Source organism: Veillonella atypica KON, from assembly GCF_002959915.1.
Taxonomy (GTDB): Bacteria; Bacillota; Negativicutes; order Veillonellales; family Veillonellaceae; genus Veillonella; species Veillonella atypica.
Window position 1 is genome coordinate 1 of sequence record NZ_PPDE01000009.1, and the last position, 24,886, is coordinate 24,886.

Genomic DNA, 24,886 nt, shown 5'->3' on the forward strand with positions numbered 1-24,886 from the left:
TTGAATTTTCATTTCAACCACAAATTAACGAAATGCAAATTAAGGATTTAGCATCATTAGGATTCATGGAACAAGCTGAAAACATTGTATTTCTTGGCTCTAGCGGAGTTGGGAAAACACATTTAGCTACATCACTAGGTATTGAAAGCTCTCGTAACAGACGAAGCACCTATTTTATTAAATGCCATGATTTAATTCAAAACCTTAAGAGTGCAAAAGATGAAGGACGATTAGAAACTCGGCTCAAGCATTATGCACGCTACCAATTACTCATCATTGATGAAATTGGCTATTTACCGTTACAACCAGGTGATGCTAACTTACTATTTCAAATTATTGATAGACGGTACGAAAAGAAAAGTACCATCGTAACGTCTAACATTAATTTTGATGAGTGGGCTACCATTTTACATGATGAGCGAGTAGCTAATGCTATTGTTGATCGATTACTTCACCATGCACATGTGATTAGCATAACTGGAGATTCATACCGGTTACGAAACCATATGCAACAGAAGGAATAACTGTACATTGTACATCGTCAAAATTGTACATTCTTATATTGACATTTACAAACTAAAAACTGTCTCATACTTTTTAATCTTCATCTAAATTCCAATAATTAAGTCTACTATTCTATCAAACTACTGCTTTTGCGTAAATTAAAAACCGATAAAAATACTATATCAAGCAAAAGCACTAAAAATCATCATATTGACTCATGACGCAATATACATCAAATTGACGTGGTTGCATCGATCCACTCGTTACTTTTATTACTTCATTCTCCCAATATGGTAATACTTCTTCCCAAAAGACTGACATAGCTAAGGATTGTAATGTTAGATTTCTACAAAATAACTCATCAATATTTTTAAAGATTATTAGAATAGATTTACTTTTATCCCAAAATTCTAAATCTCTCATCCAATCGGAAAAAGCAGCCCAATTATCAACCCGTGTAGGAAAGTTAAAATATAATCCGAAATAAAACCAGAACTTATCTTCTGTTGTTATATCTTTACAATCAAGCTCTAAAACAGAATCATAGTTATTATGTATATTATCCATTTCTATAAATCCGTCATAAGAGACATATGTTAATTTATTTATATTTTTCACTAGCTTGTAACCTCTATTATTAAATTAAAAATACACTTTGATTACATCCGATAAATTCTATATTAGATTATTAACTTTCAACAAAATTAGAGCAGACATTATGTAAGTAAAAACAAAAAGAACTACATACATCTGTTTTTTCTAGCCCATTCATAATAGCAACTACGTGGTGGCGTTTTAATTAAATATCATCCACAATAATATGGCTGTCATGAAATATAAATAATACCGAAAAACCTTTGCATTAGAATAGCTTTTTGAGGATTTAAGTTTGAATGTTGAAATAATTTCAACAATAAATAAAATACCTACATTTACATAGAGTAAACTAAGGTAATCAACTAAATCAGGAATAAAAAATGTTTGCACTATGAGAAAAAGACTTGCCGGAATCCCTAAGCCTAAAAAAAGAGTATATAGAGTGGGAAATTTCAACTCCATATTACTTTTTAAAATATAAATTCTGAACAACCTAAATATATAATAAGCAAATAAACCTACAGGAAGCCCAATTTTATAAATAGACAACGGAATCATCTGTTAACACACTCGCTTCTGCACTCAACATTATTAAAAGTTCATTTCTAATATATCACAACTCTTATATAACTTCATATAATAAAACGAGGTATCGTATGCAAAATACAATACCTCGTTTATATTATGAACTTTAATCATCTAAAATTGTTTAAATATTATAGCTATTAATATAGCAAAGCCACTACCTAAGCCACTCCGTCAAAGAACGTAATGACCGTAATTTCTCTCGGACAGTTAATACGAATAGGGAACCAGTGCCCAGATCCATTATTTACGTAACATACGCTATTTTTCTCTGTATAGCGACCTTTTACATATGGTGTACCAATCGGTACCCAAGGCATACCAAAGAGGATAATTTGTCCACCGTGAGTATGACCGGACAAGGTTAATGGCACATTGCGTTCGATGGCTTCATCAAAGAATTCTGGATGGTGAGCCAACAGAATAACAAAGGCATTATTAGGGATACCGGACAAGGCCTTATCAATCATGGCTTCACGGTTTTCTTTGCGACGTTCATTGTCATAGGATACGCCAGCAATATAGACTGGTTGTTTACCACCCATGATTTGGATATTGTCATTAATCAGTACGTTTAATGGCGTTTTTGTTTTAATATCATCGACGATTTTATTGACATCATGATGGAATTCATGATTGCCAAGGATATAGTCTACGCCATCTGGAATTTGTTTTGCAAATACCTTTAAGCGATCACAGACTTCAGGTAACCATTGTATCTTATCGATAAGGTCACCGGTGATGACAACGCGGTTTGGGTGTTCTAATAGTGTTAATCGCAATATTTCGTCAAAGTCATCTAGGTCGATACTTGGCCCAATATGGATATCACTGAGTTGTACAATCTTATAGTCTGCAAGCCCTGACGGTAGATTGGTATAACCAAAGCTTTCATGGGTCACAACGATTTCTCGTTGTCCTTCATAGGCAGCATAACCAGCGCCACCCATAGTGGCCAAAGGTACAAGGGTACCTACGGTTCTAAAGAAAGCACGGCGTCCTGTCCGTTCTTCGACGGGAACCTTATGGGAGATACGGTTTACCAGTGCATAAATCAAGGCCAATATGATGAAAACTGGTATACACAAGAATATGGCGAATACTACGCCATAGCTTTCCGTTCTAAACAAGTTAAGCCATTCATACCAAGGCGTGCCGTATAGATCAACTTGGTATAAGAAATAGTATCGTACCGCGCAGAACCAACCAGCGACTACCAAAATATAAGCCAGCCATGCAGGCCATAGTTTTTTCGGTTTCCATAAATAGAGGTACAATCCCCAAAAGCCTAGAAAGGCTATGGCTAGCACCACGAGAAACACAATATTTATAATTAATTGCATATACGCTCCTAACTGTATATCAAGTAATGGCTAATACATTGAGACAAAATCAGTGTTCGTCTCATAAATTTATTCTACAATAGGACATAATTCTGTCAATTTACCATGAGGTCCCGCCCAAGCATAATCGGCGAATTCCTCACGTTTGATAAGCATCCAATCCTTCGGTAATTGCGTTTGTATCGTTTCGATTGATGTATGGTCTCCAGTATACTGCAAATCGCCTCGAAAGGCCTTCATAAACCATTTGCGATGTGAAAATACATGAGTTAATTCTTTCACAATAACTGGTTGCAAGGATAGACCAAAGCCCAATGCCCCTACGAGCTCAGTTAAACCAGATTCTGCCGCATCATAGGAATCCGCATTTTCTACAGATGGAAATTCCCACATGGAGCGCAACAGACCTCGATTAGGGCGTTTATGTAGTAAATAATAGTCGCCATAACTAAGGATGCCTACAAAAATAGGCACATCTACAACCTTTGTTTTCTTGATACGCACAGGCAATTGATCGGTTACATTATGTTGATACGCATAACACGTATTAACAATGGGACACTCACCGCAACGTGGCGTCTTAGGGATACATACGGCTGAACCAAAATCCATCAAGGCTTGGTTAAAATCGCCTGGTCTATCATGAGGCAATGTATCCTCTACAATAGCAGTTATGGCCTTCTTGCCCTTTGTACCTAAAATATCATCAAATATGCCGTACAAACGAGCATAGATACGCAACACATTACCATCAACGGCCACCTCTGGCTCGCCATAGGCCATGGATAGCACAGCGCCAGCCGTATAGGAACCAACGCCCTTCAAGGATTCCATATCCTTCCGATTATGAGGCACCACACCACCGTAATTGTTCACCACATCTTGCACGCCAAGTCGCAAATTACGAGCACGGCTATAATAACCAAGGCCTTGCCAAGCATGGACCACTTCATCTTCTGTGGCCTTTGCCAACTCTTCTAATGTAGGAAACAAACGCATCCAATTATCATAATAAGGCTTCATCGCCTCAATGCGGGTCTGTTGGCTCATTACCTCAGACACCCACACCTTATAAGGGTCACCGCAGTCACGCCACGGCAAATCCCGTTTATTTACATCATACCACGCCAACAACTGTGGCACCCACTTGGGGTTATTCATCTCTTTCATAGTTCCTCAATATAGGTATATGTGAAAGCACATCCTATACTTTCACTACACTCTATTCATTAATATATATATCGATACGGGCCAACAATTCACTTTCCATGACTGTGTCGACCTCTGTTAAACGCATGTCCTCAACATGACTGTTATCTGGACCAAATCGGATAGGTCCCTTTAGCAACTTGCCCTCTAATAGCATAGGAAGCCACGTACGGTCCCCTTCCCACATATGCTCATAAGGGACATCGACCAATGTAAACCAATGCGGTTCCATCTCGTCTGATTCAATGGGGTTTACATCGGTAACACGCACAAAATATACATAGCCCACATGGGTTAAACTTTCATCATAGGGAAACTGAAAGTCAAAAAGGGCTACGCACTCTAAATCAGCAGCATTAACAAGAATGCCCGATTCCTCATATAGTTCGCGCACGGCGCATTGGCGAAAGCTTTCACCAGCATTGATTTTACCACCAAAGCCATTATATTTATCAGCACCAAAGCCGCGTTTTTTACGGCCTAGCAAAATTCTATGTTGTTCATCTATGGGAAATACCAAGGTTGTAGGTTTCATAAGACCTCCTATAATTTGGTAAAGATTATTAATATATTATACCATTATTTCATGTGTAATACTGTCATTTATGGTATGATTAAAGGTATGATATGAAAGGAGGCGCACCATGAACGAACCACTTATATTTGACATTGCACTAGGGCGTACAAAGCCTGTAAATATGCGTGACGCAAGTGTGCGCTGTCCATTCTGCGACCGGTCAAAGTTAACAGATATTCTGGCTCAAGATGGTCATATCATATGGCTCATGAATAAATATCCTGTTTTACAGGATACGTGGCCTACGGTCATCGTTGAAACAGAAGGTGACCAAGGCGAACTATCCACCCTTTCCGTTGATGATGCAACACGGATCATTCAATTCGGTCTAGATAAATGGCATGAAACGATTGCTACAAAGGAATATAAATCCGTTCTATTCTTTAAAAACCATGGCCCCATGTCGGGCGGTTCCATTCGACATCCGCACAGCCAAATTATAGGCTTACGCAATTACGATTACCACGAGGACATTACGGTCAAGAATATGAATGGTTGGCTATTACACGAAGATCAAGATATCCGCATCACCTTATCCAAACACCCTATTATTGGATTCTTTGAATACAATTTGCGGTATAAACCTGATGCGCCTGTCCGCTCCATCGCCATGCGCTTACAACAGACCATACGCTATGTACTAGATAGCTTGGCAAAATTTTCCCAATCCTATAACTATTTTTTCTATCAACTAGAAGATGGTTACGAATATATCAAGGTAATTCCGCGCTATATCACAACGCCGCTCTACGTGGGTTATAAAATTCCACAAACGTGCAATGATGAACGAGCTGCGAAAATTTTACAGAATATTACACCCTATTTTGAATTGAAATAAGAACCCTCTGCTACGAGTTCCGTAGGTTAGAGGACTCTAGTAAGGACATATATGAACATTTACGCCATTGGAGACCTTCATCTATCGGGCAATCCACCTACGAAGCCGATGAACATATTCGGTCCCCACTGGGACAATCATTGGCAACGTATAAAAGAACATTGGCTGTCCACCGTCACCGATGAAGACATTATCTTTCTTGTAGGCGACATGAGCTGGGCTTTGCGCCTCGATGAAGCACTCTACGACCTCAACGAAATCGCTAGCCTTCCGGGGCAAAAATTTATGATTCGCGGCAACCACGATTATTGGTGGTCATCGGCAAACAAAATGAAAAATGCTATGGGCGATGCTATTACCTTTTTACAAGGCCACGGTACGGCCCGTATCATCAATCTCACCACTCAGGTTAATACGCTTACTGGTGAAAGCCAGTCTACCGAACATCAATGCATCTTAGCCTTTGGTGGCACCCGTGGCTATATTTGCCCTGATGATGCTAGCTTTGAGCCGGATACAGATCAATCTATCTATGATAGAGAAATCTTGCGTACCGAAGCGGCATTACAAGAAATGGAGCACGCTATCCAAGCATTGCAAAAAAAATATGCTGAAACAAAGAATACCAGCGAACCACTACCTGTAACACGTATTTTACTGTTACATTATCCACCATTCAACGAAAACAACGCCCCATCAGGCTTTACAGACCTTATGGAGCGCTATCATGTAGATATATGTATATTTGGCCATTTACATGACCAGATTTCATTCAAACGAATTCCATCTACATATGGAAATACTAAATTAGAACTCGTTTCTGCAGACTATGCAGAATTTAAAATACAAAAAATATTGTAATTGAGTCCCTATAAACGCATAACTGACATACTATTCAAATGTACATCATACATTTATAAAGGAGCATCATGAGCCGCATTCATAAAGAGCATTTACAAGCAGGCTATATCTTTGGCGATACAATCAATCAAGAATATATCTACTTGCCATCCGGCGAAGTAGGCACCGACCATCCGTTAGCAGTTCTCGAAACACCTACAAAACGAGAGGACCTTACATTGGACGAAGCTGTTCATATGATTGATACGCTAACATTGAAACGGTGTAGCCACCCTACATTGGGTAAAAAATCATTTTAATAGTAAAAAATCTCTGCCAAATGTGATATGTACCTATTTTGCTGGACACATATTATTTACAAGCCTAAACTCGTGGATGCTTCCCTGCATTTTACAGGGAGCATCCATTTTGTTGTACGTCGAATAGCAGATAGTTGATTGTGAGTAATCAACTATCTGCTTTAAATACTAAAATATTACATTATTAACTTTAGCGCTTATTAAATTTTACCAACTAGAGATTCCAAGAAAGATTAAAAGAATACTCTGTGCTACAGACACAGCAATTCGACCTATACCTATAATACTAATTCCATATCTTTTCCCCTCTTTGCACATAAAATATTCATTGAGATTTTGCTTTAGTGCAAACATTTCTCCCCAAAGAAGGACCGCAAGTATTAACGAAAAAATAGAAAAACTATGTAAAATCCTCCCCCCAAAAATAACCATTAATTCAAGCGTTAATAATTGACCTAATTGTATCATCGTAAGAAGAAGACTTCTCTTAGTATTTGCGCCTGCAATAGTTATTGTATTATTCCGTATAATATATATTGTATACATACCAAGTAAAATACTACATAAGATACGTCCAGCGTTCATAATCTCTCCTCACTAATCTTTTACACCACCGAAACCATCTTGAGTAACTTCATCTGTAAACTCAATATTATCTGCTTTTCTTTCCTCTGCATTTTTAGGAGGATGATGAACATCCTGATAAGCATTAACACCTTGATCAATAGCATGTGATACAGCAACACCAACTGCAGGACTACCACTAAGTTCAGAAGTATACACACCGGCACTAATAGAAGTAGGAACTGCTACAAGATCCTCTAAAACACGTGCTCTAGCATCTCGCATTGAATACTTATCAAGATTACTATCTTCTAAAAATGTAGCCCCTGCATTTAAAGCTGAACCGGCACCAACACCGGATTTAAAATCTAAAGCTCCCGCAGTAGCAGCTTGTCCTATATTAACTACATCAAAACTCTTATCAACCCAAATTCCACCTATGCTTTTATCGTTTTCATTCCACTTAGTCGCATAAGATGAAACTCCCGCTCCTACGTTTACATTTTCACCACTAGCCTTATTAACTACACCACCTACCGCAGCACTCAACCATTGTGCTACGGCTGGATCATGTTTAGCTACTTTCTTTATTTCGCCAATTAGCAACTCATTAGTCATAGTAGCTTTAAAACCACTACCAAGTGTATTACCCGCCATACGCGCTGCTACTTCACCAATGATGCCATGTGCAATAGATTTGGTGACTTTACCATCTTTGGTTGTTGGTTGCCAGTTATGTAGTTGTTCAAACGCATTTTTAGAGAATAGACGTGCCAATTCCTGACGTTCTTCAATTTTCTTTTTATCAAAAATCTTATCTAGTTGATGCAAGGTATTTTCGGTATTGGTGTTAATGATTTTAGTATCAATTTCTTTACCATCTACTGTTAGTATACCATCAGAAATAGCAGATTGAGTAGTCGAGCTGGCTTTACCTTTAGATTCTATGCCTAAGTTTGGAACTAGACCAATGCTGTTATAAATCTTATCATAGCCATCTTCTCCAGCATAAATACCTGCCTGATGGGTCACGCTTTTCCATTTACTATCAATACGTCCTACACTCGCATTGATACTACCAGTTGGATTCTTGAAATTAGGTTTAGAAGAAACAGAGAAGCCAGCAGATTTACTGTGTTCTTTAAAGTTATCTACATCTTGTAAGCTTTGAATATGTAAATCACGACCTGTATCAACTTCAACTTTCTTACCAGATACAGTAGAGCCAATAATAGTAGTATCACGCTTTGCTTTAAGTTGTGCTAATTGTGCTGCTTTAATCGTCGTTGGTACATAGCTTTCTTGATGGGTATCGCCATTTTGACGAGCCATATTGTCACTCGCATTAATATCGAGAAGTCCGCCACCAGTCAAACTAATACCAGCACCGACACTCCAACCAGAACTTTTATAGGTATTGTTAACATCGACAGTATTTTTGCCCGCTACAAGGTTGATATCACTAGCACTATCTAATACTAGTTTTTTGCTTGTACTGTTTCACCAGTTACATGAATACCACTGTCCTTGGCATCACGAGCTGTAATATGTACAGTACTATCGCTAACAAGAGTACCACCCTGGTTTCACTCATCGTAATTAACTACAGCCTAAAGAATATCTTCTAATGCTATGGAAACAAAATTATAATGAATAACTCGAAAGGACACCAATAATTGAATTGGTGCCCTTTTCATTAACGATATTTTCTTAGCATACACGGAAATTATATCTAATATAAAAATCTCCCTATACTAAACATATATGACTAGTATAAATATCAATAAGTAATACAAATCATTTGTTATCGTAAGAAAATTCTAGTTTCTTTTTTGTAATATTAAAATCACTTTATTAGAACCTCGTTCTTTAAATAGTTCGATATAAACATTAACATCATAATCGTGTCCAACTATACGATTTTTGCTTATCTCGTTCCAACCTATATTTTGTTTTGAAAGTATCTCTTTAACATCGTCAATTGTAACAGAGTCATATGTAATTTCAATATTATTATTTTGAGATGCTCTACCAGATGCATAATACTTCTCATTTATTTTTTTTGAGGATATAGTTTCTAACTTTTGTTCATATAATTGAAGACTTTGCATCTGCTCAGGCCTATTAATATACGCATGAAAATAAATAAGTCCCATTAGTATGGATACAAATAAGACAAAACCAACATAGAGTTTAACTGCAAAAGGTATCCTATTCAATTTAAAATAATTTCTATCCATATATCCTCACATTAATTTTTAGGAATATTTTTTAACTGAATGTTCTCCATTTATACTATAGGAAAACCCAAATCCAGATGGTCGTTTGTCACCAATTCTAATGACCTCTATTGCTACAGACACGACATTCTTTCTTTTTTATAGTAGGCCCTCTAGTTAAAAGCAATCTACTAAATAAAGGGTATATTAATCAAAACCAATTTAATTATAAATGCAATAGTTCTAACCAATTATTACGTGCTAACACTACAATATATCCATCATTTAATGGATCCTTTGTTACATATACTCTATATAATTCATTTTCATATACATAACGATTCTTAGTTTGGTCAACTAACGTCCAATTCCCACTTATAGGTTTTATTAATTTTATATCTTTATGTAATGAATCTTTCCTTATTTTAATTGCTAAGCCTTTTGATAAAAGAGTTCTTCTGTTCGCCTCATATACTTCACTAGTAATCATATATTGTTCTCGAGGAAAATATGCATTTAAAGCTTGCGTCAGTTCTACTCTAGACTGCTCAACTTTATCATTATAAAAAAATTGTAGCTTAATCCACAAATTAGCCATATAAAAGAGCAGCCTAAAAATAAGTACCAAAAAACAGAGTAAATTGTTTTTAACTTCATCACTAAAAGTCCTTTATATTGCATACTGCTACATACTGTTTTTAATAATAATAAATAATCATAAATTCATTTGTAAATACCCATTTTTCTATAAGCATTTCATTGATCATTGTAACTTCTTATCCTAAGAACCCACCATGCCCCATACAGATACAATCTTCTTTTGTAATTTCATCGTCTGCGATGAGGCGAGGCACGATTTCATCAAATGCCGTTGGTTTACTAAACAATACACCACCTGGTACGCCTAAAATTGGTGTTCCGTCTGCACAGTATGCAATGCACCCCATAGAGCCTGGCAGTACAGGTAATCCGTATGTCACTACGCAATCTGCGTAGCGTTTAATGGCCCCTGGTGTTAAATCATCGGGATCTACGCTCATGCCGCCGGTACAGAATATGATGTCTGCCCCCGCCGCTTTCACCTTGTCGATAGCCGCCACAATATCGTCCGTGTTATCCGTCACGATTTCATGGGCGATTTTTTTGACCCCAAATTCTGCACAACGTTCTTCGATGATAGGTGTGAAAGCATCTTTAATGCGTCCTTCAAATACTTCAGAACCAGTTGTAATGATGCCCATTGTTTTGCGCACAAATGGTTTAATAGTTAAGATAGGTCCACCAATTTTTTGAGCTGCTGTTACTTGTTGTTCTTCTAGCAATAAAGGAATACAACGCATACCAGCGATTTTATCGCCCGCTTTCACAGGCGTATTATTCAATTTCGTAACGATGGTCAATTCGCCGATGCTATTGATAGCGTATAGTTTATCTACATCGACCTTGAGTAAGCCATCCACATCGGCAATGGCCTCAATTTTGCCTTGTGCCATGGGACCATCGTGCATATAGTTTCCCTTTGCGATAGCATACAAGGCACGGGCCACGTCTTCTTCGTGGAGAAACCCTTCATCTTCTGGCTCCATTACATAAATATGTTCTTTACCAAGATCGAGTAATTTAGGTACATCTTCTTTGGTAATTACATGTCCTCGGCGGAATGGTGTATCTTTCACCTCGCCAATGACGATGCGTACAATATCGTGTACCAATGCATGTCCAACTGCATCTTGTACTTTTATTTCTTTCATAATCTAACCTTTCAATATATATTCTATTTCATGTATATCAAGCGTAATATATAGCAATACATTTACTATATCATATGAACGATAGCTGCTAATATGCATTTACGCACATACGAGTTTAGCAATCCACATACCGATGGCACAAAGGGCTAAACCGCCGAGGATTTGCACCGTCCCATAGAATAGAACATCTGTAACATCACCAGATGTTAAGAGCTGTAAAAGCTCAAAGGCAAATGTAGAAAATGTGGTAAAGGCACCCAGTCCACCAACGACTAAGAAGAACCGAAACCATTGAGGCCAGTCGGGTCTACAAAGATAGGCACCTAAGATGATACCGATGATTAAACACCCGATTAAATTAACTGTAATGGTGCCAAAAGGATAAGGCCCTAACCGCGCCATTACCCATTCCCCTACCACTGTTCGCGCTAGTGCACCAAGAGCACCGCCGCAGGCGATAGCTATATATTTTTCCATAATAGATCTCCATAAAATTAACATTTCGTGTAATTATCATATATACATAATAATTATCACATATTACGTATTAGTCAACAATGTATTTGCTAAGTATACTAAAAGCACAAGGTAGGGATCAGAAAGGAGGTCTTATGAAGGATCCTACACTTACAATGCCTGCCTACCGACGGAATCACTATCAGGACCCAAAATTCCAGCAACAATACATGTGCTTGGGTCACAAAATCTCTACCCTGCGAACATCGATGGGCATTTCACAACGACAATTGGCCGATGTCGTGGGCATTAGTCGCAGCTATTTGAGTAAATTAGAATGTGGATACGGAATATCAGGCGTATCCATCGAGGTAGTATTTAAAATTGCTTATTGCCTCAATATTTCTACGAGTCAATTGCTACATCTTCGTACGCAAGACTATAAATCCTGTAATAGACATCTTTCCAAACATTATGAAAGAGTCGAATTTTTCCGACTAGCACACCAGCGCTTTTTGGAACTAAAAAAACGTCTCTAATCTATAGACTTCATTCATGAATAGAGACAAAATTTATTCCTTATTACACTCTCTTATATTCAACAAAAACAACATTATATAACCTTCCAAAAATTAGATTAATAAAATTAAAATAATTCCTACTTAAGACGTACAACATATATAAAAGATAAACCCCTTACAATATCTTATATATGACTTTGCAAAACAAAGGACCCTATCTAGGGTCCTTTTTACTATGTCTATGTAGTTATTATACTTCGTTCAATTTCTTATCTTGTAACTCCGCATTAGCCCGCTTAAAGATAAATGCATTATTGATATGCTTGCGCATCGCATTTTCTGCGGCCACTTCGTCGTGACGTTCAATGGCATCTACGATGTGATCATGTTCATCGTCACAATCGTGTGTGCGCACTGCATTGAAGGAACTCAAATACATATCGCGATTTACTCGTTCACGGAAATCGGCTAAGTAATCAACAACGCGATCATTGCCCGAGAATTGAGCAATCATGCTGTGGAATCGGCTATTAACCTCTACCCGTGCCGTAGCGTCCTCAATGGCATGCATTTCCTTGCATAATTCCTTAAGCTCTGCCACTTGTTCTGGCGTAGCGTGACGAGCACACAAACGCGCCCCCAAACCTTCCATAACTTCGCGACATTGATACAGCGCCACGATTTCTTCTGGTGTATCCGCCTTAACGGTAACACCCTTCCATGGCACGATAACAACAAGATTATCTTTTGCTAATTTTCTGAAAGCTTCGCGAACTGGTGTTGCACTGACTTTGAGCTGTTCTGCGATCTTAACTTCATTTAGTTTTTCTTGCGGTAATAGCTCCCCTGTTAAAATAGCCTGTTTCAAAGTCACATAAACTTGTTCACTTAAAGGCAATCGTTCAATTGAATCTACAGCGGAAAAATGATACACATCTTTTGGTTCTTTTGTACCCTTCACGTCTTTTGTCATATTTCTAGCCTTAGGTCCCCTCTAATGTTTACACGCTTTCATACTTTCAATGAACGCCTAAAATGAGTATAATAGAATGTAAGCATTTTTATATACGAACACATGTATATATAATAATTGTATACTCTATAATTATAAGTCCCGTACATATGACTGTCAATTTCAAGATAGTCACAGTTAAAAAGTGAGGAAGTTACCCCTATGAGTCGTTGTTTGGTTATCATTAACCCTGTATCTGGCGGCGGTGCAGCACGCCGATACGCCCTTGATTTACAGTGGAAATTGAGCACCCTTTTTGACATAATTGAAGTTAAATTTACCACCGGTGCCGACGATGCAACCCGTTTTGCAAAGGCCGCTTGTGAGGATGGTTTTGACGCCGTTTTCTGCATGGGTGGCGATGGTACCGTTAACGAAACGGTAAACGGTATCGCCCAAGGCGGTTTCAAAGCAACCTTTGGCTTTATTCCGGTAGGAACCGTTAACGATATGTCTCGTGCTCTCGGCATTCCACAACGACCATTAGAGGCAATTCGCCGCCTCGATATCAACCAAGTTCGCTCCATCGATATTGGTCGCTGCAATGATAAATACTTCTGCAATAATATTGCAGCCGGTGTCATTCCAAAGGTCATCGAAGAGGTAACGCCAAAAGAAAAGCGTATCTTAGGTCCATTAGCCTACTTCTTACGCGCCGGTCAAGCCCTCTTCACCACAAAGGACTATACATACCGCATTCAAACGGAAGATGATGATTTCATCTGTAAATCGCCTCTTGTACTGGCTCTACTTACCAATGTAGTTTCCAGTTTTGAACGCTTTATGCCAGAGGCCTCCGTAGATGATGGGTATATGCGCCTCGTTATTTTTAAGGAATACTTTATCCTCGATATCTTCAAGGTTCTTCCTCTTATCCTAAGCGGCGCCATCTATAACTCTAGCAATACCACTACATTGACGGTCAGAAAAGCTCATATCGAACTATTGAGCAATGTAGATAATTTACCAACCAATATGGATGGTGATGCCGGTCCGTATATGCCTGTAGACCTCGAGGTATTACCACGGGTCCTCAAAGTATTTGCACCGACAAAACATCAAAAGAAAAAACCGCTTCTCTAAGTGATACGAACCACCTTTGCTGGCAATCCAGTAAAGGTGGTTCGTATTATGCTAAGTAGATTGTCTTATATGTGCTTACAACAGAACTGCTTCATGTAAGCGGAAGCTATAAATATAACTAGCTTTCACAGGCATGCCTGTCAATCGTTCTAGGGCCTCTTTATAGAGGTCCATTTGTATTTTATAGCGACGAATGAGCTCGTCTCCACTCTTAACGCGGTCCGTCTTATAGTCCACGAGGACCCATTGATCATCTTCTACAAAGGCCGTATCGATGATACCTTGTAAGAATAGACGTTCCCCGTTCTCTACATCTGGATATACCCGATTACCTTCAAAGAGCATACTAAATGGCAATTCTCGTTCCACTCGTTTTGAAGCAATGAGACGCTGGCCAAGATCAGAGTTAAAGAATCCATATAAGCTACGGTCGCTTAACAGGCTCCGTTCTTCATCGCTAAACTTGCCTTCTGCTTGCAATGAATCGAGCATATCTGTCATAGATTGTTGCGTATACTTTTTAACAGGTAACCATTGCATCGCTTCATGCATCAATGTGCCCCATTGCGCACCCGTTACGATTTCCTCAGCGTCAGCAATAGCCAGTGGTTTACGACCAAATACGGAATCGGCCAGTTCTGTTTCACTAATAGCAGGGATGCTAGTATCTACTACCCCAGCCTCATCAGTAGTATCATCAGAGGTTTCACCGGATGATACCGGTTTCTGCTGCAGCGATACATCTGTAGCCGATACAGCCTCCGCATCACGCTCTGCAAATCGTCGTTTCAATTCACTAACAGAAATCTTAGCCGTCGTCTTGGATGCTACAAGATTTGGATAGGTGAAAGCAAAGCGCTGTACGATTTCCTCAGGCAACTCTACATCATTGACCTTACCTAAGGCGCGAACCGTATTGATGGTCGTTTCATCCACATCAGCCTTATAATCCAAATCTCCATAAAGAGAACCATCATGAATCTCTACCTTTACCTGACATTGACAGTCGAGCAAGTCAAAGTTTGTTTCTCCTTCGAGTTCAATAATATTGCGAAGCGGTGCACCCCCATCTAGATGACGAGCGAATGCTATAAGTAGCCAATGCAAATAGGAATTACCAGCTTTGATTAAATCGGCACCTAATGCTTGAGTCTGCGTCAAGGCCGCATGTTTTATATGAGCGCCAACGCCCTTTTCCTTTTTGATTTCCTTGTTAATATATCCGGTCAAGAATAGCTTATCCCGTGCCCGTGTCAATGCAACGTAGAGGATACGCTGTTCTTCGGCTTTCATGGCATCCGATTTGATGGATTTACAATAGAGCCACGGCATAGATGGATAGGATACGCGAATGTCTGGATAATAACCCTTTAATCCGATACCGCCATTTTTATCGACCAATAATGGTGAATTGAAGTCCATGGTATTGAATTTCTTTTGTACCCCAGACAGGAATACAACAGGAAATTCAAGGCCCTTACTCTTATGGATAGTCATAAGGCGCACCACGTCATCCGCTTCGGTAACCACATTGGCAACGGCCATATCTTGATTGCTATCGCGTAAGCTTTCAACAAAGCGAAGGAACCTAAAGAGTCCGCGGAATCCGGAGGATTCAAATCCCTTAGCTCGTTCATAGAGGGCCATCACATTAGCGCGCCGCACGAGGCCATTCGGCATAGCACCTACGTAGTTCACGTAGTCCAAGGTTTCGTAAATATCCCACAATAGATTCGCCACGCCATGGCGACGAGACAATGTGCGCCAACGCTCGATATGAGCGATGAATTGGAGCAATCGTTCATCTTGATCCTGTTCTGCGTAAATAGGCATAACAGACCAGAGAGAACCGTCACCGGTAAGGCGTAACGCCCCTAGTTTATTCGCATCGAGACCGACAAGGCCAGAATGCAATACGGCGGCCATCGGCAAATCTTGCTCTGGATTATCGATAATTTGTAACAAGGACAAGAGCAATTGGATTTCTTGTGCCTCAAAATAGCCATCTCGTTCATTAACAACGGCCGGAATACCGGCTTGGCGCATGGCTGCTACGGCGCGCGTACCCCAACCGGCAAGCGACCTACGCAATACGGCAAAGTCGCGCCATTGAATTTGGCGGAACGAGCCATCCGCATTTTGCACCTGTTTCTTCGAGGCGTGTAATTCCTTTATTTTTTGGATGATAAAATCCAATTCTCGCTCATTGTTCTCCGGTTCATCGCTGGCGGTTTCGGAATCACCATCAGCTTCGTCAGAACGATTTGTATCACTCGTATCCAAGAGATGTAATTCTACAGCGCCACCCACCCAATCGGATGGAGCCTTTTCTACGATACGGCCCGGTATAAGCGATTCTTTTTCACCATAATCAAGCTCCGCTGCCTCTTGGGTCATAATTTGGTAGAAAATAAAATTCGTAGTAGTCAAAATATTTTCGTGAGACCGGAAATTCTTTGCCAAATCGATGCGGCGCTCTACGGCGTCATTCATGAGCCCATACGTATTGTACTTGTTCATAAATAGCGAACTATCCGCCATGCGGAAACTATAAATCGCCTGTTTCACATCGCCTACGTAGAACCGATTATCTACGCGAGAAATGAGGTTAATAATGGTTTCTTGTACACCATTCGTATCTTGGTATTCGTCCACCATGATTTCTTTGAACGTATCCTGTAATTCAAGGGCGACTTCGGATGGTTGTGGATCATCTTCAGTACCTGGTTCCACAAGGAGTGCCAAGCAGAGATGTTCCAAATCGCTAAAGTCCATAATGCCCTGCTCTTTTTTAGCCTCATCATAGGCTTTGTGAAAGGCGATAGTCAATTCTACAAGGTTATGAATGAGCGGATATTGGTCTTTAAATTGCTGTTGCAGAACGGATTCATCAATATGGAATAGACCGTTTTTCATCCCCTTTAAGCTATCCTTGTTTTGAGAGCCTAGCGATTTAAATTCGTCTGCTAACGCACCATCGACTTCGCCCTTTTCTAAGGCTTTGCCAAGGCTTGTAAAACTAGCTTTTGTAAAGGTATCCAAGTTACGGCATACGTCGACCATATCTGACCAAGTCTCAGCCCCTTTTAATTGTGCCAAAGCGGCTAATTGTTCTTGGTACACCTTGTCCCATTTCTTAGGCCCTACAGGGCTTTCAAGTAAAGGTTCCATCTGTTCGATACGGTCTGCAATGCGATTGATTTCGGCCTGTTGATCGTCCCACATAGCACGGCCCCATAAGGTATCTCGTAACTCCTGCTCTCGAGCGGCTTCATATGGTTCTACGGCATGGCGCATCCAGCCGTCAGGATTCGATTGAGACATGGCAAATTCATAGAGGCTGAGCACCTTATCTTGCAAGCCCGCATCGGACTTATCATCGTTAAAGAAGTCGGACAAATCAAAAATACCATATGTATTGTTTTCATAAGCCTCTTTCAACAGATTCTCTAATACCTCTTGTTTTAAGAGAGCCATTTCTGCTTCGTTGCCGATGCGAGCCGTCGGAGGTATATCTAGTTTATAGAAATAAGAGCGAATCACCCACTGACAGAAGGAGTGCAATGTCGAAATATGCGCCGATGGCAATAGATTAAGCTGTCGCTCTAGGCGTGCTTGTAATACCTTATCATCGGTGGATTCCATAGCCTTGGCTAAGGCAACGCCAATACGAGCGCTCATTTCAGCGGCAGCGGCCTTTGTGAAGGTAACGACCATCAGTTCTTGTACTGACAACGGGTTCTCCATATCTTTTAAGCGCGTAATAATGCGCTCTACGAGAACCGCCGTTTTACCAGAACCAGCCGCAGCGGCGACAAGCAAGGTTTGGGCCCCTAAATTACTATCCTTTGGGGACATGATGGCAGATTCCTGCTCCGGTGTCCATTTAACGCCCATTGTCGTCACCTCCTGTCATAGAGCTATCGGTATTAGAACTTTCACAAAAATCAGCGTTAGCCTCAGTCTGTCCAGATGAACCATTGAGGGCATGGCGCATTTTTTCAAGGGCGTTCGCCTCATTTAGAGCGCTCAAATAATTATATTGATTGCGCTCAGTATCAAAGCGACACACCGTCTTGTAATCGCAGTAGGAACAAGGAATGGCCTTATTCAACTGATACGGAGCAATGGGGAATTCACCCTTACCGATGGCAGAGCCGGTGTCCGCCATAATCGATTCCGTATAGCGGCACATGATATCAAAGTCGCCGGAGGATTTAACAATTTTCATATCCCCAGAATGGATGGTTCCCTTCCCGGTAATACGAACGGGCACATAAGGGCCTTTGCTCTTATAGGTGAGCAAATTTTTATCCATCTTTTCCAACATGTCGATATCATCTGTAAAATACCCTTTATTATTAAGGGCCCCATTTGTATCCGCCAAGGCTTTGGCCTCTTCATAAGACACAGGCTCACCCGCTGGCGTTCGTGGATTTTTTACATATGTATACACCACAGCGGCCGGTGTCATCGGTTGATCATGGTGTTTCTTATAAGCCGATTCTAATGCCAATAGATAGGTCATCAATTGTAATTTTAGGCCATAATAGATTTCTTGTGCATTAACCGATGTACTACCCGATTTATAGTCGATAACCATGCCGTACGTATGACCATCACGATTATATTCATCAATACGGTCAATTTGCCCTACTAAACGTAAATAGCGATCATCTCCAAGGGATACCTTAATAGAGTCCCATCCATTGGGACGTCCAAAATCCTGTTCTAAATACATCGTATCAAAGGAGGACCGGCTAGACCAATCAACAAGGCGCGATACCGTTTTCTGTAATGTTCTTACAACGCGCTCTTCAATAGCCTTATCATAGGCTGTCTTTTCATCCTCATCATAACGGTTTTCTTCTAATATATCCGCTGCTACGCGAGCACATAATTCTTGTTGCGCCGTTTCGTCTAAATCACGCCATTGCTTATGCTCGGATAGTAATTGTGTTCCCAACCGCTCTAAATTGGCATGTAAAAAGGTACCAATTTCAGGGGCCCCAAAGGAACGAACCTTGCGAGGCTCTAATTTTAACCCATATTGAGCATAGAATTTAAACGGACATTGACGATATTTTTCAAGGCGCGTTACCGACCCAGACATATAACCCCGTTTGAGGAACAGACCATTTACTAACTCCGGTGCAATAACAGGTACATCATTATTATCTCGAATACCACGGCTCACGTCCTCTAAGCGTGGTCTGTAGGCCGCATCATAGCGAGCCCAGTTATAGAGGCCCCACCACAGTGGTGATACAGGTACGCCACTAAACAAAGCGCCCCACCGTTCAGATAATAGGGATAGACTTTGGTATGGACGCCATAAATATTCATCTTCTGTGCCGTCTTGAATGGTAAAAGGAACCTCTATAGGGGACGTACAGAAACCGAGGGATTGTAATCGTTTAATAACGAGGGAACTTTCAAGTCCTTCCCCTTCATCATTAGAGCCTGCATAGGATATGGTCAAATACTCTTCAGCCCGCGTCATCGCTAGATAGAGAAGAAAGTTTTCATTGAACGCCTTTGGCAAGGCCCCTTCGGCAAGGACGATGCCCGCTTCAGCCAATGCCTCCCGTTCTCTATCCTTGATTAAACCTTCATCGCCCATGTTTTGTGGGAATACGCCTTGATTAAGGCCCATCACATAGACCCGAGGCCACGATTGGCTGTACGCCCGTTCTATGGTGGTAATCACTACGTGATCGAGGGACGGCGGAATCATAGAATAATGGACATTGTCGAGGGCCTCTTCTAAGAGGGCTATCATTTCATCCAACGTCAATGTTTCCGTATCGGTGAGGACCATCATTTCATCGTGAAATCCGATAACCGCATTGTACATTTGCTCGTGACTGGCCTTGGATTCTAAATCGCCATCTCGCTCCGCCTCTAGTGACCATTCATAGAGTCGTTGAGGCACTTGTAATGCTTCGAGAACTGTGTAGATGTGTTTACACCATTCCGCTCCCGTATGCGCGTCGCTGGACGCGGCGAAATCAAACCAAGGTATCAAAATATCCATGATGGCCTGTCTCGATGCATTCACGCGCTCATGTCTCGGTGCATCCGGTTGTTCCTCGTCTGAAAGCCCCGTTACACGGCGCATATAGGACCAATTATCCCGTTCCCACTGTAGATGGTCGATACCGAATTCGAGTACATAGTTTTCCAATTCATCTACTGCTTCACGACTAAGAGGCGTCAAATCCGTTTTCAATAGACGGAACATGATGTCACGACTATAACTATGCTTAACGATACCGAGCAAATCCGTCATCAATTCCCCAAGCGGATGATTATTCATAGGACGTTGACGGTCTCCAAAGTGAGGTATCCCATAACGGGTAAATACCTTTTCCAACGTATCGCCATAGGTTTCGGATTCACGCAGCATAATACATATATCGCGGTAGCGTGCATTAGGATTGCTTTCAATATAAGAAAGGATATCACGAGCCACCCAATCCGCTTCGCGTTCTCGATTATAGGCGCTCACAAGCGGTATATGTTCATCCGTGGTATTGCGCTTACCATGAAAGAAATTTTCCTCTAAGGATTGCAACACGGGTGTCCCTTTATGCCCTGTAAAGTGTTGAAAGGACAATTTCTTTCCATATTCCTTATAAAGATTTTCTAAAATTTCAACAGAACGATTAAAGATGCCGTAATGCCCTGTATTAGCCAATATACGTTTAGGATCAGCCGGTAAATCAACGGTGATTACCGATTCTACAGCTAGGTCAAAAAGCATGTATAATAATTCAAAATGAACCGGTGTAAACCAGTGGAATCCATCGACAAAGACGTGGCAGTTTTCCATCAATGGCGACTGTGGCAATGCATGAACAAGGTCCATAATAGGGTCCCCATCAATTTGCCCATGAAGCTGCAATTCCTCTTCGTAGGCCGACATGCATAGTGCCAATTCCCGTAGTTTTTTCTGTAGCACCCCATTTGATACGCGGTCCGCACCAGATTCTAATTCATCAGGTCCAATGCGAAACGAGCGAAACTCGGAAAACAAACCTTGCAAGACCGATGAAAACTCCGGCCGTTTAGCCGCTTGTGACAATAGACCTAACTCATTCCCTTTTCGTTTCATCACAAGGCTTAGCAACATGGTTCTCCCCAACTGAGATATACTCTGTTGCTGAGCCTTTACATTGCCTATCGATTGATACACCTGATAGGCGAGCCGTCCAAAGCCAACAACGCGGACCGTCGTAAAGCCGCCTTGAGGCATGAATTCCGCAAGTTCCCGTTCCACGCGATAAGTTGCTGGCTCTGGAACGAGCAAAATAATAGGGTCACCAGGACACTCGGTGATGACCTGCCGAATGCGTTCATATACGGCACAGGTCTTTCCTGATCCAGCGCGACCATAATACATGGTAATACTCATACTACCTCCCACAACGATGTTATATTTAGTAATTCTGCTTATATTTCATCATCCCTGAGACAAAATATATAGCATGGATAACTTATATGACATATAAATATATATACTATTGTACACCATGCAATATCAAAATTGCATTTGACAAATTCTCATTTTTACATTATTCTGTTTACAAAAATTAAAAAAGTTAAATTTGTTTATATTTTATTTACATATTGATACTCATCGTGTATAATGAAGTCTAGATGAAGTGTTATTTGTAAAAATGTGAGATTAGGAGTCTTTATTATGAATACAAAACGAATTGCAACGGTTTTCGCCGTATTAGCAGCAACAACAGTATCTTTCTCGGCTTTTGCCGCATCCATGGACGCTAATGCACGCGCTTATGAACGCGCTGCAGCAGAACAAGCTCAATATCAATATACACCTGCAAACAGTGCACCTGTTCAACAAGCGAGCTATGTAGCAACGCCTCCACGTCCTAACTATTCCCCATTGCCAGCTGTTCCTTATACAGCAGGTGATATGAGCCAACAAATGCCTGTATCTAAAGATTTAGGCGACCCTATCTTCGTGGCTCCACAAACAACAGCTGTAGGCATGCAAATCATGGATCCAATTCCAAACCCTAACGCACCACAACAACAAGCTGTAGATGCACCTGCTACACTTACTTTCAGCAAAAGTGGCAGCGGTTATGTATCCACATACAGAAATAACCAATTGAACGCATTTGACGTATTGTTGAACGGTCGTTCTTATACATTCGATTTACCAGCATATACAAATGGTTACCAAGTAAAAACTGCTAGTACATACAACCGTGCTGGTAATGGCATCGCCAATGTATTTACAACAAATGTAATTACAGAAGCAATCGTAAATAACACATCCTTGCGTGTTACTGTTAACATGACACAACCTACATCCGTAGCAGCATCTAAATTACGCGCTATGCAACAATCTGGCCAAGTAACATTAGGTGAAGTATCCACATTGTTTGCTTATAATGAAAGCTATGATGGCGTAAAACAAGCTGCTAACTATGATGTATACAACAATAATGGTCGTTTCATCGTTGTAAAATCCGGTGCCGTAACAGTACCAAATGGTGCACAACATCCATACGCAACAGCTATGTTCGCAATCACTGATGATACGGTAGCAGCTGTAACTGTTTCCGGTAACAGTGGTGAAACTTATGAACTTGTGAAAGGCACTGCTTACGCTATCGCAGCTTCTGCACACGCTGCAGCTGACAAAACATCCAAACAAAAATAATAGACCTCCAGTGTACGACTTATGTCGATCACTACATATAATGAAAAGAGCACATCCTACGGGAACGTGCTCTTTTCTACTATAATCGTGTAAATGTTTCCAATGCCTTATAGGCCATCAAGCGATAACCTCGTTCGTTAGGATGAACCTCACCGGCAAATACGATTTGACCGATTTGATCCGCTTCATGAAGAACGGTATAAAAATCAATTGTTTTTAAATTATGTTCTCTGGCATAGTCTTGTAAACGACGGTTCACATCCACCACCACATGATTAAGGCCATCCATTTCACTATCGATTTGTGTTTCAAGACCGATGATAACATGCCCTTTTTCACTAGCCATTGTAACAGCCTTAATGAGCTTATTATATACATAGTCACTATCGCGGTTTTGCAAAATATCATTTGTGCCACACATGATGCATATATAACGATCATCTTCATAGGACTTATCGATACACCAGGATTCTAAATAATTAATTAAACCTTGTACTGATAATCCATCAATACCGTGATTTTCCATATGATATGCGGGTAGTGCGGCACTACAGAGTTCAACCCAACCGTGACCAGGTCTCACATCATATCCACGGGTTATGCTATCTCCAAAACATATTATTTTCATGAAATCCTCCCTGTACATTAATTCATCTACATTGTAAAATATATATGTATAAAGTACAATATGTTACTCATTTTCATGTATTTTTAAGTACATTATGGTACACTTTTTTCACATGGAGAGGAGAATTATAATGAAATATTTTTTAGCTCTCGTGGGAACCCTATTGTGTACCTCGCAATCGGGATTTGCCATATCACAATACGAAATAGAGCAAAAGCCCACTCAATATCAGCTAGCCTATTCTAGCGATACCGAGCGTATGTATGTCGACCTTAGTTCGATTCATACGAAACAGACTGCTGCTAATTATAAAACCGTACAGGCTAGACTGTTGAGCTTGTACACAAAAAATAATGTAATCGCAGACTACGATACAAATTTTACATTTTACAGTCAACAGCCTAATGCACCGGTGACGATGACGGCATGGAAAATATCAAAGCCTACATTTTATGCAGAAAATGGGTACCCCATCGATACATTACCGCAGCAAAGGTTAGCAAAGGATTACGGTCAACATGTGGCGGCGCCAAATAGCCCATCACAACGCATTGGGGAATTTGTCTATAATACGTCTAAAGAGATGGAAAAGATTACCTATACATACGATAATCCATATATTCCACCACAAGTATTCCCACCTATAGTTGATCAACAAACAAGGACCGTATTATTCGGTCTCATGCCTCCTACAGATGCTGTTATTTCTACGCCAATGGATCGTGTTATACCAGCACCGCCTGCACCTCCGACTAATATGCAACCAAGCTTACAACCAGGTCATGTAGGCGGACCTAACCCAGATAGCTTAGGTGACCGTGGGCGCTTCTCACCAAATTTAAATGCACTTCAAATGGGTAAATTCCAACCATCTAATCAAAATATTGCTCTTCCAGATCGACAAGGACCTCCTGGTCCTCAAGGTTTTAGAGATACCAAGAATCGTGATGGCCGGAATCTTAACGATAATGGTCATGGACGCGGTCGTGCTGACATGTCACCTAATAGTCCTAATCACGATAATCATCACAACGATGGTAATCGTGACAACGGCGGTCGTAATGGCGGTGGTCGCGGGAATGGTGGCCATGGTGGTGGTCAAGGTCCTCATTAATTATTATTTACCAAAACATTTAGA

General features: G+C 40.6%; 22 protein-coding genes. 8 read left to right on the forward strand and 14 right to left on the reverse strand.

From position 1 onward, the window contains the following. On the forward strand, positions 1 to 524 hold a 524-nt coding region (istB, locus tag VAHSUH02_RS07660; RefSeq protein ID WP_105112024.1), incomplete at its 5' end, for an IS21-like element helper ATPase IstB. A gap of 175 nt (positions 525 to 699) precedes the next feature. Here the strand turns inward: istB and VAHSUH02_RS07665 are convergent. The 4 genes from VAHSUH02_RS07665 to VAHSUH02_RS07685 all read right to left on the reverse strand — a co-directional run bounded on the left by VAHSUH02_RS07665 (position 700) and on the right by VAHSUH02_RS07685 (position 4,773). Further along, positions 700 to 1,122, reverse strand: a complete 423-nt coding sequence (locus VAHSUH02_RS07665) for a barstar family protein (RefSeq protein ID WP_005384496.1) — start codon at positions 1,120 to 1,122, stop codon at positions 700 to 702. A 725-nt stretch (positions 1,123 to 1,847) separates the two neighbouring features. Then, entirely contained in the window at positions 1,848 to 3,029 is a 1,182-nt protein-coding gene (locus tag VAHSUH02_RS07675; RefSeq protein WP_005384498.1) for a metallophosphoesterase, read from the reverse strand. 69 nt (positions 3,030 to 3,098) lie between these two features. Next, positions 3,099 to 4,199, reverse strand: coding sequence for an A/G-specific adenine glycosylase (mutY, locus tag VAHSUH02_RS07680; RefSeq protein ID WP_005384499.1), 1,101 nt, complete (start codon positions 4,197 to 4,199; stop codon positions 3,099 to 3,101). A gap of 52 nt (positions 4,200 to 4,251) precedes the next feature. Continuing rightward, entirely contained in the window at positions 4,252 to 4,773 is a 522-nt protein-coding gene (locus tag VAHSUH02_RS07685; RefSeq protein ID WP_005384500.1) for an 8-oxo-dGTP diphosphatase, read from the reverse strand. Between the two features lie 109 nt (positions 4,774 to 4,882). Between VAHSUH02_RS07685 and VAHSUH02_RS07690 the strand changes: the two genes are divergently transcribed. From VAHSUH02_RS07690 to VAHSUH02_RS07700, 3 genes are all read left to right on the forward strand, one after another. Further along, complete coding sequence (locus tag VAHSUH02_RS07690) at positions 4,883 to 5,653, forward strand: DUF4931 domain-containing protein (protein WP_005384501.1); 771 nt, start codon at positions 4,883 to 4,885, stop codon at positions 5,651 to 5,653. 51 nt (positions 5,654 to 5,704) lie between these two features. Next, positions 5,705 to 6,514 carry a metallophosphoesterase gene (locus VAHSUH02_RS07695; protein ID WP_005384502.1) on the forward strand — a complete coding sequence of 270 codons (810 nt, stop codon included), beginning with the start codon at positions 5,705 to 5,707 and terminating at the stop codon, positions 6,512 to 6,514. Between the two features lie 68 nt (positions 6,515 to 6,582). Next, a complete protein-coding gene (locus VAHSUH02_RS07700; RefSeq protein ID WP_005378024.1) occupies positions 6,583 to 6,813 on the forward strand; it encodes a hypothetical protein in 231 nt (76 codons plus the stop codon). 207 nt (positions 6,814 to 7,020) lie between these two features. On the opposite strand, the gene VAHSUH02_RS07705 is transcribed toward VAHSUH02_RS07700, so the two are convergent. The 6 genes from VAHSUH02_RS07705 to crcB all read right to left on the reverse strand — a co-directional run bounded on the left by VAHSUH02_RS07705 (position 7,021) and on the right by crcB (position 11,824). After that, a complete protein-coding gene (locus VAHSUH02_RS07705; RefSeq protein WP_105112056.1) occupies positions 7,021 to 7,398 on the reverse strand; it encodes a hypothetical protein in 378 nt (125 codons plus the stop codon). A 12-nt stretch (positions 7,399 to 7,410) separates the two neighbouring features. Then, positions 7,411 to 8,835, reverse strand: a complete 1,425-nt coding sequence (locus VAHSUH02_RS07710) for a hemagglutinin repeat-containing protein (RefSeq protein WP_255308922.1) — start codon at positions 8,833 to 8,835, stop codon at positions 7,411 to 7,413. Positions 8,836 to 9,197: 362 nt separating this feature from the next. Beyond that, positions 9,198 to 9,617 carry a hypothetical protein gene (locus VAHSUH02_RS07715; RefSeq protein WP_005384507.1) on the reverse strand — a complete coding sequence of 140 codons (420 nt, stop codon included), beginning with the start codon at positions 9,615 to 9,617 and terminating at the stop codon, positions 9,198 to 9,200. A gap of 205 nt (positions 9,618 to 9,822) precedes the next feature. Continuing rightward, on the reverse strand, positions 9,823 to 10,194 hold the full coding sequence (locus VAHSUH02_RS07720; protein WP_005384508.1) for a hypothetical protein: 372 nt from the start codon (positions 10,192 to 10,194) through the stop codon (positions 9,823 to 9,825). A gap of 178 nt (positions 10,195 to 10,372) precedes the next feature. Beyond that, on the reverse strand, positions 10,373 to 11,347 hold the full coding sequence (locus VAHSUH02_RS07725) for a molybdopterin-binding protein (protein ID WP_005384510.1): 975 nt from the start codon (positions 11,345 to 11,347) through the stop codon (positions 10,373 to 10,375). A gap of 99 nt (positions 11,348 to 11,446) precedes the next feature. After that, positions 11,447 to 11,824, reverse strand: a complete 378-nt coding sequence (gene crcB / locus VAHSUH02_RS07730; protein ID WP_038149054.1) for a fluoride efflux transporter CrcB — start codon at positions 11,822 to 11,824, stop codon at positions 11,447 to 11,449. Positions 11,825 to 12,033: 209 nt separating this feature from the next. Here crcB and VAHSUH02_RS07735 point away from each other — a divergent pair, with 209 nt between their 5' ends. Further along, on the forward strand, positions 12,034 to 12,342 hold the full coding sequence (locus VAHSUH02_RS07735) for a helix-turn-helix domain-containing protein (protein WP_255308923.1): 309 nt from the start codon (positions 12,034 to 12,036) through the stop codon (positions 12,340 to 12,342). Positions 12,343 to 12,574: 232 nt separating this feature from the next. Here the strand turns inward: VAHSUH02_RS07735 and VAHSUH02_RS07740 are convergent, their stop codons facing one another. Further along, entirely contained in the window at positions 12,575 to 13,297 is a 723-nt protein-coding gene (locus VAHSUH02_RS07740; protein WP_005384516.1) for a GntR family transcriptional regulator, read from the reverse strand. 201 nt (positions 13,298 to 13,498) lie between these two features. Here VAHSUH02_RS07740 and VAHSUH02_RS07745 point away from each other — a divergent pair, with 201 nt between their 5' ends. Beyond that, positions 13,499 to 14,419 (forward strand): diacylglycerol/lipid kinase family protein, encoded by a 921-nt coding sequence (locus VAHSUH02_RS07745; protein ID WP_005384520.1) that lies wholly within the window; start codon positions 13,499 to 13,501, stop codon positions 14,417 to 14,419. Positions 14,420 to 14,494: 75 nt separating this feature from the next. Here VAHSUH02_RS07745 and addA read toward each other — a convergent pair whose 3' ends face one another. Both addA and VAHSUH02_RS07755 read right to left on the reverse strand, forming a co-directional pair. Continuing rightward, positions 14,495 to 18,316: a helicase-exonuclease AddAB subunit AddA gene (gene addA / locus VAHSUH02_RS07750; protein WP_005384522.1), complete on the reverse strand. Its 3,822-nt coding sequence runs from the start codon at positions 18,314 to 18,316 to the stop codon at positions 14,495 to 14,497. Then, positions 18,306 to 21,836, reverse strand: coding sequence for a PD-(D/E)XK nuclease family protein (locus tag VAHSUH02_RS07755; RefSeq protein ID WP_005384527.1), 3,531 nt, complete (start codon positions 21,834 to 21,836; stop codon positions 18,306 to 18,308). The genes addA and VAHSUH02_RS07755 overlap by 11 nt, the downstream gene beginning before the upstream one ends. A 288-nt stretch (positions 21,837 to 22,124) precedes the next feature. Between VAHSUH02_RS07755 and VAHSUH02_RS07760 the strand changes: the two genes are divergently transcribed. Then, on the forward strand, positions 22,125 to 23,120 hold the full coding sequence (locus VAHSUH02_RS07760; RefSeq protein WP_005377971.1) for a hypothetical protein: 996 nt from the start codon (positions 22,125 to 22,127) through the stop codon (positions 23,118 to 23,120). 79 nt (positions 23,121 to 23,199) lie between these two features. On the opposite strand, the gene VAHSUH02_RS07765 is transcribed toward VAHSUH02_RS07760, so the two are convergent. Beyond that, positions 23,200 to 23,748 (reverse strand): SGNH/GDSL hydrolase family protein, encoded by a 549-nt coding sequence (locus tag VAHSUH02_RS07765; RefSeq protein ID WP_005378074.1) that lies wholly within the window; start codon positions 23,746 to 23,748, stop codon positions 23,200 to 23,202. 130 nt (positions 23,749 to 23,878) lie between these two features. Here VAHSUH02_RS07765 and VAHSUH02_RS07770 point away from each other — a divergent pair, with 130 nt between their 5' ends. Beyond that, on the forward strand, positions 23,879 to 24,862 hold the full coding sequence (locus tag VAHSUH02_RS07770; protein WP_038149057.1) for a hypothetical protein: 984 nt from the start codon (positions 23,879 to 23,881) through the stop codon (positions 24,860 to 24,862). Positions 24,863 to 24,886 lie beyond the last annotated feature (24 nt).